General features: G+C 59.1%; 12 protein-coding genes. 8 read left to right on the plus strand and 4 right to left on the minus strand.

All coding sequences use genetic code 11. From position 1 onward, the window contains the following. The first annotated feature begins 89 nt into the window (after positions 1–89). Positions 90–1,751: a putative transporter gene (locus tag SP68_RS00060; RefSeq protein WP_012540259.1), complete on the plus strand. Its 1,662-nt coding sequence runs from the start codon at positions 90–92 to the stop codon at positions 1,749–1,751. Here the strand turns inward: SP68_RS00060 and SP68_RS00065 are convergent. Next, entirely contained in the window at positions 1,719–2,465 is a 747-nt protein-coding gene (locus tag SP68_RS00065; protein ID WP_008806752.1) for a GntR family transcriptional regulator, read from the minus strand. The two genes, SP68_RS00060 and SP68_RS00065, sit on opposite strands and share 33 nt — an antisense overlap. 298 nt (positions 2,466–2,763) lie before the next feature. Here SP68_RS00065 and SP68_RS00070 point away from each other — a divergent pair, with 298 nt between their 5' ends. From SP68_RS00070 to SP68_RS00090, 5 genes are all read left to right on the plus strand, one after another. Further along, positions 2,764–4,386, plus strand: a complete 1,623-nt coding sequence (locus SP68_RS00070; protein ID WP_008806753.1) for an alpha-glucoside-specific PTS transporter subunit IIBC — start codon at positions 2,764–2,766, stop codon at positions 4,384–4,386. Beyond that, the gene (locus SP68_RS00075) at positions 4,383–5,705 is read left to right on the plus strand and encodes a 6-phospho-alpha-glucosidase (RefSeq protein WP_008806754.1); all 1,323 of its coding nucleotides are present in this window, start codon (positions 4,383–4,385) and stop codon (positions 5,703–5,705) included. Before SP68_RS00070 ends, SP68_RS00075 begins: the two co-directional genes overlap by 4 nt. Before the next feature lie 100 nt (positions 5,706–5,805). Continuing rightward, positions 5,806–6,153, plus strand: a complete 348-nt coding sequence (locus SP68_RS00080) for a YidH family protein (protein WP_002923305.1) — start codon at positions 5,806–5,808, stop codon at positions 6,151–6,153. After that, a complete protein-coding gene (locus SP68_RS00085) occupies positions 6,143–6,505 on the plus strand; it encodes a DUF202 domain-containing protein (protein WP_008806755.1) in 363 nt (120 codons plus the stop codon). The genes SP68_RS00080 and SP68_RS00085 overlap by 11 nt, the downstream gene beginning before the upstream one ends. Before the next feature lie 74 nt (positions 6,506–6,579). After that, positions 6,580–7,002, plus strand: a complete 423-nt coding sequence (locus tag SP68_RS00090; RefSeq protein ID WP_032741475.1) for a radical SAM protein — start codon at positions 6,580–6,582, stop codon at positions 7,000–7,002. 3 nt (positions 7,003–7,005) lie between these two features. On the opposite strand, the gene dsdA is transcribed toward SP68_RS00090, so the two are convergent. Beyond that, a complete protein-coding gene (dsdA, locus tag SP68_RS00095) occupies positions 7,006–8,334 on the minus strand; it encodes a D-serine ammonia-lyase (protein WP_022064565.1) in 1,329 nt (442 codons plus the stop codon). Positions 8,335–8,351: 17 nt separating this feature from the next. After that, a complete protein-coding gene (gene dsdX, locus SP68_RS00100; RefSeq protein WP_012967014.1) occupies positions 8,352–9,689 on the minus strand; it encodes a D-serine transporter DsdX in 1,338 nt (445 codons plus the stop codon). 91 nt (positions 9,690–9,780) lie between these two features. Here dsdX and SP68_RS28025 point away from each other — a divergent pair, with 91 nt between their 5' ends. Next, on the plus strand, positions 9,781–9,927 hold the full coding sequence (locus tag SP68_RS28025) for a hypothetical protein (RefSeq protein WP_032414305.1): 147 nt from the start codon (positions 9,781–9,783) through the stop codon (positions 9,925–9,927). Then, the gene (gene dsdC, locus SP68_RS00105; RefSeq protein ID WP_004150274.1) at positions 9,915–10,838 is read left to right on the plus strand and encodes a DNA-binding transcriptional regulator DsdC; all 924 of its coding nucleotides are present in this window, start codon (positions 9,915–9,917) and stop codon (positions 10,836–10,838) included. The genes SP68_RS28025 and dsdC overlap by 13 nt, the downstream gene beginning before the upstream one ends. 210 nt (positions 10,839–11,048) lie before the next feature. Here the strand turns inward: dsdC and emrD are convergent, their stop codons facing one another. After that, a complete protein-coding gene (emrD, locus tag SP68_RS00110) occupies positions 11,049–12,233 on the minus strand; it encodes a multidrug efflux MFS transporter EmrD (protein ID WP_004181587.1) in 1,185 nt (394 codons plus the stop codon). Between the last annotated feature and the right edge of the window lie 109 nt (positions 12,234–12,342).

Here is a 12,342-nt window from a genome sequence, read left to right on the forward strand (position 1 = left end):
TGCTGGTATTGTGCGCCAGGCGGCATACAACCCGTCTGGCAGCGGTCATAATCCCTGTAGTTAATGGTGTTATTCACAGGGACGATACCATGAGTGAGATAGCATTGACGGTCAGCGTGCTGGCGCTGGTGGCGGTAGTGGGGTTGTGGATCGGCAATGTCAAAATCCGCGGCGTCGGCTTTGGCATTGGCGGTGTCCTGTTTGGCGGGATTATTGTCGGCCACTTTGTCGATCAGGCGGGTGTCGCCCTCAGCAGCCCAATGCTGCATTTTATTCAGGAATTCGGCTTGATCCTGTTCGTCTACACCATCGGTATTCAGGTGGGGCCGGGCTTTTTCGCCTCACTGCGGGTCTCAGGCCTGCGGCTCAATCTGTTCGCTATCCTTATTGTTATCCTCGGCGGCCTGGTGACCGCGGTGCTGCATAAACTGTTCGATATTCCTCTCCCGGTGGTGCTCGGTATCTTCTCCGGTGCGGTGACCAACACGCCAGCGCTGGGGGCCGGGCAGCAAATTCTCCGCGATCTCGGCGTACCGTTCGAGGTGGTCGATCAGATGGGGATGAGTTACGCGATGGCGTATCCGTTCGGCATCTGCGGCATTCTGCTGACCATGTGGCTGGTGCGCCTGTTCTTCCGAATCAATGTGGAGAAAGAGGCCCAGCGGTTTGAGGAGAGCAGCGGCAACGGCCACGCTCATTTGCACACCATTAACGTGCGGGTGGAGAACCCCAACCTCAACCAGATGGCGATTCAGGATGTGCCGATGCTCAATAGCGACAACATCGTCTGTTCGCGGCTGAAGCGCGGTGAGCTGTTGATGGTACCTGCTCCGGGCACCCTTATTCAGGCGGGCGACCTGTTGCACCTGGTGGGGCGACCTGAGGATCTGCACAATGCGCAGCTGGTGATTGGCCAGGAGGTGGCCACCTCGCTGTCGACGCGCGGCACCGATCTGAAAGTCGAGCGGGTGGTGGTCACTAACGAAAAAGTGCTGGGGAAGAAAATACGCGATCTGCACGTCAAACAGCGCTATGACGTGGTGATCTCCCGGCTGAATCGCGCTGGCGTCGAGCTGGTGGCCAGCAGCAGCGCCAGCCTGCAGTTTGGTGACATCCTCAACCTGGTCGGTCGTCAGGAGGCGATTGACGCCGTGGCCGCCGAACTGGGTAACGCTCAGCAGAAGCTGCAGCAGGTCCAGATGCTGCCGGTGTTTATCGGCATCGGACTCGGGGTACTGCTGGGGTCTATCCCGTTGTTTATTCCAGGCTTTCCTGCCGCACTGAAGCTGGGGCTGGCCGGTGGGCCGCTGATTATGGCGCTGATCCTCGGGCGTATCGGCAGCATCGGCAAGCTGTACTGGTTTATGCCGCCGAGCGCCAACCTGGCGCTGCGCGAGCTGGGGATCGTGCTGTTTCTGGCGGTGGTCGGGCTAAAATCGGGGGGCGACTTTGTCGCCACTCTGACCCAGGGCGAGGGCCTGAGCTGGATCGCCTACGGCATTTTCATCACCGCCATTCCGCTGCTAACGGTAGGCATTCTCGCGCGCATGCTGGCGAAAATGAACTATCTGACGCTGTGCGGCATGCTGGCCGGCTCCATGACTGACCCACCGGCGCTGGCCTTCGCCAACAATCTGCACGCCACCAGCGGCGCGGCGGCGCTCTCTTACGCCACCGTCTATCCGCTGGTGATGTTCCTGCGGATTATCACCCCGCAGCTACTCGCCGTGCTGTTCTGGGGGCTGAGCTAGCGGGCTTTGCGCCTGGACGCGGCGCAGGTGGTAATCCACCTGATACTCGCTGGCGTTGCGGAACATGACGGAATAGTTAAGAAACTCGCCGCTGTCGCTGTAGGAAAGGGAGGTAATACGCAGCAGCGGCGTCTGCTCAGGGACATTCATTGAGCGCGCCAGCTGCTTGTCCGCCAGCACTGGCGTCAGCGTTTCATAATTCCCGCTGATGATGATCCCGCACTCCTTCTCAATATAATCAAATTTCGAACCCTCCAGATGGCTCAGCGACAGGTTGCGGAACAGCTTCACTGGCATATAGCTATCCTCCAGCATCAGCGGCTTACCATCGACGTAGCGCACCCGCCGTGAGAAGTAGATCCGTTCATCAATTTTAATCCGCAGCAGGCTGGCGATGGCCGGCGGGGCAGGCATCACCTCGAAGGCCAGCACCTGACTCACCACCTCTTTGCCCTGCTTGCGCAGCACTTCCGCCAGGCCGGTGAGATTGCTGGTTTCATGATGGACGTCCTTACGCGCCACGAACGTCCCCGAGCCGTGGCGACGCACAACCAATCCCCAGTCCACCAGCAGGTCGATGGCTTTGCGGATAGTCATGCGCGCCACCCCGAACTCCTCGGCCAGTTTTTTCTCTCCCGGTAGCGGGCTACCGATGGCGAAGTCGGCGGAATTCAGCCGCAGCCGCAGGCGGTCAGCAATGGATTTGTAGATCACCAGTAGTCCTCTTGTGCAGGAAAGTGGAATGTCGCTGTCTTCTCTTTTCGTTAAAAAAATAGATTTATTACAAGTAATTAATACTCATTCATTTCGTTAATTCCACTGTTTGACTTATCGATGTCTAATTTTGGTTATTGAAGTAGACAACTTTGGCCAAATTAAAACCATGAATGGGATCACGAATCGCAACGGCGCGACATGTTGTCGGACGGGCAAATTTCTATTCTCGAGTCAGGCCGGTAATCAAGAAAAAGAAGGCCACTCACCCTACGAGTTGTTACATGAGGATTTTCAAATGCTCAGTCAAATACAACGCTTTGGCGGCGCCATGTTTACTCCGGTTTTGTTGTTTCCTTTTGCCGGAATCGTGGTCGGTATCGCCATCATGCTGCGCAACCCGATGTTCGTCGGCGAAGCGCTGACCGCACCCGACAGCCTGTTTGCCCAGATCGTTCACATCATTGAAGAGGGCGGCTGGACCGTCTTTCGTAATATGCCGCTGATTTTCGCCGTCGGTCTGCCGATCGGCCTGGCGAAACAGGCCCAGGGCCGGGCCTGTCTGGCGGTGCTGGTGAGTTTTCTCACCTGGAACTACTTTATTAACGCCATGGGGATGACCTGGGGCCACTTCTTCGGCGTCGACTTTTCCGTTGAACCCACGGCAGGCAGCGGCCTGACGATGATTGCCGGGATCAAAACCCTCGACACCAGCATTATCGGCGCCATCGTCATCTCCGGTCTGGTGACGGCCCTGCACAATCGCTATTTCGATAAACCCCTGCCGGTGTTCCTCGGCATCTTTCAGGGATCATCGTTTGTGGTCATTGTCGCTTTCCTCGCGATGATCCCCTGTGCCTGGTTGACCCTGCTCGGCTGGCCAAAGGTTCAGCTGGGCATTGAATCGCTGCAGGCCTTCCTGCGCTCAGCCGGGGCGCTTGGGGTGTGGGTCTACATCTTCCTTGAGCGCATTCTGATCCCCACCGGCCTGCACCACTTCGTCTATGGCCCGTTCATCTTTGGCCCGGCGGTGGTGGAGGGCGGTCTGCAGGTCTACTGGGCGGAGCATCTGCAGGCGTTCAGTCAGAGTACGGAACCGCTGAAGACGTTGTTCCCGGAGGGCGGCTTTGCTCTGCACGGTAACTCGAAAGTGTTTGGTTCGGTGGGGATTGCGCTGGCGCTCTACTTCACTGCCGCGCCGGAAAATCGCGTCAAGGTCGCCGGCCTGCTGATCCCCGCCACCCTGACCGCGATGCTGGTCGGGATCACCGAACCGCTGGAGTTCACCTTCCTGTTCATCTCGCCGCTGCTGTTCGCCGTTCACGCGGTGCTGGCGGCGACCATGGCGACGGTGATGTACATCTGCGGCGTGGTGGGCAATTTCGGCGGCGGCCTGCTCGATCAATTCTTGCCGCAAAACTGGATCCCGATGTTCCATCACCACGCCTCGATGATGTTCATTCAGATAGGCATCGGCCTCTGTTTCACCGCCCTCTACTTCGTGGTCTTCCGCACCCTGATCCTGCGTCTGAACCTGAAGACGCCTGGCCGGGAAGAGAGCGAAATCAAGCTCTACAGCAAGGCCGATTACCAGGCGGCACGAGGTAAAACCACGGCTGCCGCCGCGCCAGAGACCCGGCTGGGTCAGGCCGCTGGCTTCCTGCAGGCCCTCGGCGGCGCCGACAACATTGAAAGCATCAACAACTGCGCCACCCGACTGCGCATCGCGCTGGTCGATATGGCGAAAACGCAAAGTGACGACGTCTTTAAAGCGCTGGGCGCCCACGGGGTAGTACGCCGCGGCAACGGGATTCAGGTCATCGTCGGCCTGCACGTTCCCCAGGTGCGCGACCAGCTGGAAAACCTGATGAAAGATTCTCTTTCGACCGAACATACCACCATGACGGAGGCAGTATCATGAAAAAATTCTCAGTTGTTATCGCAGGCGGCGGCAGCACCTTCACCCCGGGCATTGTTCTGATGCTGCTGGCAAACCAGGATCGTTTTCCGCTGCGGTCGCTGAAATTTTACGACAACGACGGCGCGCGTCAGGAGACCATCGCCGAGGCGTGCAAAGTGATCCTCAAAGAGCAGGCGCCGGAGATTGAATTCAGCTATACCACCGATCCGCAGGCGGCGTTTACCGATGTTGATTTCGTCATGGCACATATCCGCGTCGGTAAATATCCGATGCGTGAACAGGATGAGAAAATCCCGCTGCGCCACGGCGTGCTGGGCCAGGAGACCTGCGGTCCGGGGGGGATCGCCTACGGTATGCGCTCTATCGGCGGCGTGCTGGAGCTGGTGGATTATATGGAAAAATATTCGCCGAACGCCTGGATGCTTAACTACTCCAACCCGGCGGCGATTGTGGCGGAAGCCACCCGACGTCTGCGGCCGAACGCCAAAATCCTCAATATCTGCGATATGCCGATCGGCATTGAAGGGCGGATGGCACAGATTGTCGGCCTCAAAGATCGCAAACAGATGCGCGTGCGCTACTACGGCCTCAATCACTTCGGCTGGTGGACATCGATTGAGGACCTCGACGGCAACGATTTGATGCCGAAACTGCGTGAATATGTGGCGAAATATGGCTATGTGCCGCCCTCTAACGATCCGCACACCGAGGCCAGCTGGAACGATACCTTTGCTAAAGCGAAAGACGTGCAGGCGCTGGATCCGCAGACCATGCCGAACACCTACCTGAAATATTACCTGTTCCCGGACTACGTGGTGGCTCACTCCAACCCGGAGCGTACTCGCGCCAATGAGGTGATGGATCATCGGGAGAAAAACGTCTTCAGCGCCTGCCGGGCGATTATTGCCGCCGGGAAATCCACCGCTGGCGATCTGGAGATTGACGAGCATGCGTCGTATATCGTCGATCTGGCGACGGCCATCGCCTTTAACACGCAGGAAAGGATGCTGCTGATTGTGCCAAACAACGGCGCGATCCATAACTTTGACGCTGACGCGATGGTGGAGATCCCTTGTCTGGTGGGTCACAACGGACCGGAACCGCTGACGGTTGGCGACATCCCGCACTTCCAGAAAGGGATGATGAGCCAGCAGGTAGCAGTGGAAAAACTGGTGGTCGATGCCTGGGAGCAGCGCTCTTACCACAAGCTGTGGCAGGCGATTACCCTGTCGAAAACCGTACCGAGCGCCTCGGTGGCGAAAGCGATCCTCGACGACCTGATTGCGGCCAACAAAGATTACTGGCCTGAGCTGCATTAATCCCCGCTGTTTGACCGGCGCCCGCGGGGCGCCGGTTCTTCTCCCCGGTTCCTGATTTACGCTATGCTGAAGCCTGCAGCGCGATGAACAAGGAACTGTAATGAAAATCTCCCGCCTCGGCGAAGCGCCGGATTACCGCTTTTCGCTGGCTAACGAACGCACCTTTCTGGCGTGGATCCGCACGGCGCTCGGTTTTCTCGCCGCCGGCGTCGGCCTTGACCAGTTAGCGCCGGACTTTGCCACGCCGCTGATCCGTGAAATTCTTGCCCTGCTGCTGTGTCTCTTTGCCGGCGGCATGGCCATCTATGGCTATCTGCGCTGGCTGAATAACGAGAAAGCGATGCGTCTGAAACAGGACCTTCCCTATACCCGCACGCTGCTGGTGATTAGCATCCTGCTGTTGGCGGTGGTGGCCGCGGTGATGCTGCTGGTGGTGTATGGCGGATAAACGCCGGGCGCGGCGGGAAGGCGATCCGGGACTACAGCCAGAGCGCACCTCGCTGGCCTGGTTTCGCACTCTGTTGGGCTATGGCGCGCTGATGGCGCTGGCGATTAAACACAGCTGGCACCGCGCCGGCCTGCCGTTCTGGCTGTCGATCGGCGTGTTGGCGATAGTGGCGGTGATCCTCTGGGGCTATACCCGCCGTCGTCATCTGATGGACGTCGACGATAGCGATTTTTTACAGCCGCGGGCGGTTCGTGACAAATTTTTGATCGCACTCGCAGTACTTTCTCTGGCATTCCTGTTTGCTGTTACTCACCTTCAACCGATCGTTTTATTCATTAGGGATATGTCATGACAGGATGTCCGGCGAATTTGCCTCTTACTCATGCCCCCGGCCAGCAACATGACACACCCTTTCAGGCTGTCGTGGTGGAGGCGCATCATTGCCATCAGCCGCAGGCGTTCTATGCACAACTGCGTCAACAGGGGCTCACCGCTATCCATTTTATTCCGCAGCTGGCGGCCGGCGACGCCGCGCTCTGGGGGGAGTTTCTCTGTGCTGTCTTTCACCGCTGGGTGCGGGAAGATATTGGGCGCATCCATATTTTGCTGTTTAGTGAGACGCTGAGCGCCTGGTGCGGCGAGACGCTGACCCAGCCAGGCGCGCCAGCGGCCAACAGTACCTGCTACGGCTGCCCGTGGTTGCGCCTGTGCCGCTGCGGCGAACAGGAAGACCCGCTGTGCGCGGGTTACCGGCAGTTCTACGATCTTAGCGGGCCCTATATGCGAGTGATGCGGGACCTGCGCCGACAGCAGCGGCCGCCAGAGGCGCTGATGCCGCTGCTGCGCTGAAGATTAGCGCCCCTTCGCCAGATATTGCGCCATCTCCTCTTCCGGCACCATGCCGCCGCCGGTGGCCCACACCAGGTGGGTGGCCTGCTGCAGCTGTTGTTCACTCAGACCTTGTAGCTGATGGTACGCCTGGCTGGCGCAGACCCGCTGCGGCCCGGCCATTCCGGCCAGCGCGGACGGTTCAAGGCGAATGTTTTCCGCTGTCGCCAGCCAGCCCAGCATGTCGTACATCGTCTGATCATCAAGGGTATAGAACCCGTCGAGCAGGCGCTCCATTGCCCGGCCAACGAACCCGGACGCCCGGCCGACCGCCAGACCGTCGGCGGCGGTCAGGTTATCAATGCCTAAATCCTGCACCGCTATCTGGTCGTGGAGCCCGGTATAGACGCCGAGCAGCATGCAGGGCGAGTGGGTCGGTTCGGCGAACAGGCAGTGAACGTGGTCGCCGAAGGCCAGCTTCAGGCCGAATGCCACGCCGCCGGGGCCGCCGCCAACGCCGCACGGCAGGTAGACGAACAGCGGGTGATCGGCATCGACCACGCGCCCTGCTTTGGCAAACTGCGCCTTCAGGCGCTCGCCGGCTACGGCATAGCCGAGGAACAGCGTGCGCGAGTTTTCATCATCAATGAAAAAGCAGTTCGGGTCGGATTCCGCTGCCTTGCGCCCCTGTTCGACGGCGACGCCGTAGTCCTCTTCGTACTCAACGACCGTCACGCCGTGGCTGCGCAGTTTGGCTTTTTTCCACGCCCGGGCATCCGCCGACATATGTACCGTAACCTTAAAGCCGATGCGCGCGCTCATGATGCCGATCGACATCCCGAGGTTGCCGGTGGAGCCGACAGCGATGCTGTACTGGCTGAAGAACTGTTTAAATTCCGGTGTCAGCAATTTGCGATAATCATCTGCGGTGGTGAGCAGTCCGGCCTCCAGCGCCAGCTTTTCCGCATGGGTCAGCACTTCATAAATCCCGCCACGCGCCTTAATGGAACCCGAAATCGGCAGGTGGCTGTCTTTTTTCAGCAGCAGATCGCCGCTAATCGGCTGGCCGAACTTTTGCTCAAGGCTGCGTTTCATTGCCGGAATGGCAACCACTTCCGATTCGATAATCCCGCCGCTGGCGGCCGTTTCCGGGAAAGCTTCCGCCAGATAGGGCGCGAAGCGCTGAAGGCGGGCATGGGCGTCTTGCACATCGTCGGCGGTCAGACCGACGTAAGGTAACCCTTGCGCCAGGGTGGTGGTGGCCGGGTTAAACCAGGTGGTTTCTTTCAGGGCGATCAGATCCTGCACAAGCGGGAAGGTCGCGGTTAAGGTGGTCAGGTCAGCGTGTTTCATCATACGTCTCTTTGCGCTCAGATAATGAAAGAAAGCAGGAAGGTGGCGGCCAGTGCAAGTAGTGACGCGATAAATGTCGCTGTCGTGTAGTACTTGAACGTTTCGCTGAGGCTGGCGCCGCAGTACTGTTTTACCAGCCAGAACAGGGAATCGGTGACGATCGTGCAGCCAATGGCGCCGGAACCGATGGCAATGGCGATGATCTCCGGGCTTACGCCAGGATAAAGCGGCAGCATCGGCGCAACGATGGCGGTAGCGCCCATCATCGCCACGGTAGCGGAGCCGACGGCGGCGTGCAGGATAAGCGCCACCAGCCAGGCCAGCAGAATCGGATGCATATGCAGATTCGAGAGGATCACCGCCAGGCTATCGGCCAGGCCGCTGGATTTCAAAATCGCGTTGAACGCGCCGCCAGCGCCAATAATCAGCAGGATGTTGGCGATCGATCCGAAGCCGTTTTCAGTATGAGTCAGCAGGACGCCCATCCCCATCTGCCGACGAATGCCGAGAATGTAATAGGCGACAAAAACGGCAATAAACATCGCGGTGATGGGGTTGCCGATAAATTCCAGCACTGTATACAGCGTGCCGCCTTGCGCCATATTCAGTTCAGCGACGGTTTTCACCAGCATCAGCCCAATCGGTAACAACACGGTAAATAGCGTAGCGCCGAGCGAGGGCAGCGTCGATTCTTCGCGAACGTCGAGGTTGGAAAACTCGGCTGGCACCGATTTAAACGGCAGGCGGTTGCCGAGCAGCCTGAGGAACAGCGGGCCGCCGACCAGCGAGGCGATCAGACCGACCAGCAGGCCATAGACGATAACCGTCCCGATATCGGCGCCCAGTTTATTCGCCACGAACAGCGCGGCCGGATGCGGCGGTACCACGCAGTGCACCGCCATCAGCGCGGTACACAGCGGAATAGCCAGCTTCAGCAGCGAAGTATTGGTTTTTTTGGCGATGGAGAATGCCAGCGGGATCAGCAGCACCACCCCGACTTCGACAAACAGGGTAATGCCGCAGATCAGGCCGACCAGCACCATAATCACGTCCGCCGACAGCCAGCGGCAGCGCTGGAGCGTCAGGCCGATGCGCTCCGCCGCGCCGGAGACCTCCATCATCTTGCCGAGAATGGTGCCGAGACCGATCACCGCCGCCAGGAAGCCCAGCGTACCGCCGATCCCGCTCTCAATGGCGTTGACCATCTCCAGCGGGCCCATTCCCATCATCGCCCCGACGAAAAAGCTCGCCAGCAGCAGCGCCAGAAACGGATGAAACTTCAGTTTGACGATGGTTAATACAATTAACACGATGCTAATCAGCAATGTGCTCACAACCCAAATTTGCGATTCCATACCCCACCTCGCCGTAAGTAACGTGTGGTTATTGAACAGAAACTCGGCATGGGCTGACAAACGATATAAATGACCTTTCAGATGAGCCAAATTGAATCAAAAAGGTGATTTAGCTCTAAAAGTGACCTCTAAATATGCTATGGGTCAAATTAACTCATCCTTTAGCGGAAGTTCCGGCGTTATTTTTTTATCATCCAGACTCCCTTTTATCGCCAGGAGCGCAGAATGGATGTGCTAAAAACCTTAGGTACCCGGTTGCTGAACGGCTGGCAGCTCTCCAGGCTGTCGACGTTTGAGGTGGCGGCGCGGCACGAGTCGTTCGCCCTTGCCGCCGACGAGCTGGCGCTCACCCCAAGCGCCGTCAGTCACCGGATTAATCAGCTGGAAGAGGAGCTGGGGATCCAGCTCTTTGTCCGCTCGCACCGCAAAGTGGAGCTGACGCGTGAAGGGAAGCGCGTTTACTGGGCGCTGAAGGCGTCGCTGGATGGTCTCAATCAGGAGATTCTGGACATCAAAAACCAGGAGCTCTCCGGCAGTCTGACGGTCTACTCGCGGCCCTCTATCGCCCAGTGCTGGCTGGTGCCGGCGCTGGGGGATTTCAGTCGCCGCTACCCGGCCATCTCGCTGACCGTGCTGACCGGCAACGATAACGTCAACCTGCAGCGGGCGGGTATCGATCTGGCAATCTATTTTGATGACGCGCCGTCGTCGCAGCTAAGCCACCATTTTCTGATGGATGAGGCGATCGTGCCGGTATGTACGCCGTATTACGCCCGCCAGCTGCAGTTAACGTCAAATCCTGCCAGTCTGCGCCACTGTACGCTGCTTCACGATCGCCAGGCATGGAGCAATGATTCCGGCACCGATGAATGGTTCAGTTGGGCACAACAATTTGGGATTGAACTGCCGCAATCGTCGGGCATTGGCTTCGATCGTTCTGATTTAGCGGTGATTGCGGCGATGAATCATGTCGGGGTAGCGATGGGGCGTAAACGGCTGGTGCAGAAGCGGCTGGAGAGTGGGGAGTTGATCGCCCCGTTCGGCGATATGACGCTGAAATGCCATCAGCATTATTACGTGACGACCCTGCCGGGCCGTCAGTGGCCGAAAATCGACGCCTTTATCGAGTGGCTGCATAGCCTGACCTGAAAAGAGGTGAGCAACGGCTCGGTGCCTGATAATCGCCCGGCGGCGCTGCGCTTGCGCGGGCCTACAGTCCGGTAGCCCGGATAAGGCGTCAGCCGCCATCCGGGGAACGACCGCCGTGCTTATACCGGCTGCTGATGGTGGGTGAAGCGCGAGGCCAGTCCGGTAGCCCGGATAAGGCGTCAGCCGCCATCCGGGGAACGGCCGCCGCGCTTATACCGGCTGCTGATGGTGGGTAAAGCGCGAGGCCAGCGGCAGCCAGCACAGCAGAATCAACAGGCCCATCAGCATCATCAGCAGGCCGAGGCTGCCCTGACCGGTTTGCGGCATCATCGCCGACAGCCAGGCCAGCACGCCGGAGCCGATATTCTGCAAGCCGCCCACCAGCGCCCCGGCGGTTCCGGCGAGGAACGGGAACGGCTCCATCGCGCCGCTGGTGGCCAGCGGGAACAACATCCCGGCGCCGAAGAAGAACAGCGCCGCAGGCACCAGCAGGGTCCAGACGGTCATGATGCCCAGCAGCCCTGGGATCCACATCATCAGACCCGCCAGCAGGCAGCAGATCACCGACTGCCACATCAGGGTCGGGAAACGCTTGTTGGGGCGGCCGGCAAACCACGCCCCGAAGAACGCCGCCGGGATCGGCAGAATAAACAGAATACTCACCGCCATGCTGCTCAGGCCGAGCACCGCGCCCATCAGCACCCCGGAGCAGGCTTCGAATACCGCAATCCCCGCCAGGCCGCCGATCAGCATCAGCAGATAGCAGTTAAAGGCGCCGGTGCCGAACAGCGTTTTGTAGCTGGCCAGAAGTTTGGTGCGCGGCGCCCCTTCCGGGCGCGTTTCCGGCATCCACTTCGCCATGCTGAAGGTCACCCCGGCGCACAGGACCAGCAGGAAAGCGTAGCAGGCGCGCCAGCTCCACAGGGTGTCGAGGATGCCGCCGAGCAGCGGGGCAATCAGCGGGCTGACCAGAATACCCATATTTAGCAGGCTATTGGCATGACGCAGCTGAGCGCCTTCGTACAGGTCGCGGGGCAGGGTACGCGCCATCACGCCGCCGACCCCGGTGCCCATCCCCTGCATGGCGCTGGCGGCGATCAGCACCGGCAGGCTATGGGTGGTAATAGCTACCAGCGTCGCCAGCATAAAAATCGACATCCCGACGAGGATCACCGGGCGGCGACCGACGCGGTCAGAGAGCGGGCCGTAGAACAGCTGTGAAATACCGTAGGTCAGCAGATAGGCCGCCATCACGCTTTGTACCGCCCCTTCGCGGACGTTCAGCGCGACCGCCATGTCGGCGATGGCCGGAATATAAATGGTCTGCGCCATCTGGCCGACGGCCACCAGCAGTACCAGCATCAACAACAAATTGAAGTTCTTATGCCGTTTCATGTCGATGAATACTTTGTGAGTAAAGAGAAATGAAGAATATGTGACTACCACATCCCGTAAACGATGGAGGAATCTACCATATTAAAATGACAGAACAACTGCAAAGTGC

The organism is Klebsiella variicola, assembly GCF_000828055.2.
GTDB classification, from domain to species: domain Bacteria; phylum Pseudomonadota; class Gammaproteobacteria; order Enterobacterales; family Enterobacteriaceae; genus Klebsiella; species Klebsiella variicola.

Bases quoted from the DNA above. Each gene is read 5' to 3' on its own strand.
- SP68_RS00060 (WP_012540259.1), top strand. From the start codon at position 90: ATGAGTGAGATAGCATTGACGGTCAGCGTGCTGGCGCTGGTGGCGGTA.
- SP68_RS00070 (WP_008806753.1), top strand. From the start codon at position 2,764: ATGCTCAGTCAAATACAACGCTTTGGCGGCGCCATGTTTACTCCGGTT.
- SP68_RS00075 (WP_008806754.1), top strand. From the start codon at position 4,383: ATGAAAAAATTCTCAGTTGTTATCGCAGGCGGCGGCAGCACCTTCACC.
- SP68_RS00080 (WP_002923305.1), top strand. From the start codon at position 5,806: ATGAAAATCTCCCGCCTCGGCGAAGCGCCGGATTACCGCTTTTCGCTG.
- SP68_RS00085 (WP_008806755.1), top strand. From the start codon at position 6,143: ATGGCGGATAAACGCCGGGCGCGGCGGGAAGGCGATCCGGGACTACAG.
- dsdA (WP_022064565.1), bottom strand. From the start codon at position 8,334: ATGAAACACGCTGACCTGACCACCTTAACCGCGACCTTCCCGCTTGTG.
- dsdX (WP_012967014.1), bottom strand. From the start codon at position 9,689: ATGGAATCGCAAATTTGGGTTGTGAGCACATTGCTGATTAGCATCGTG.
- dsdC (WP_004150274.1), top strand. From the start codon at position 9,915: ATGGATGTGCTAAAAACCTTAGGTACCCGGTTGCTGAACGGCTGGCAG.
- emrD (WP_004181587.1), bottom strand. From the start codon at position 12,233: ATGAAACGGCATAAGAACTTCAATTTGTTGTTGATGCTGGTACTGCTG.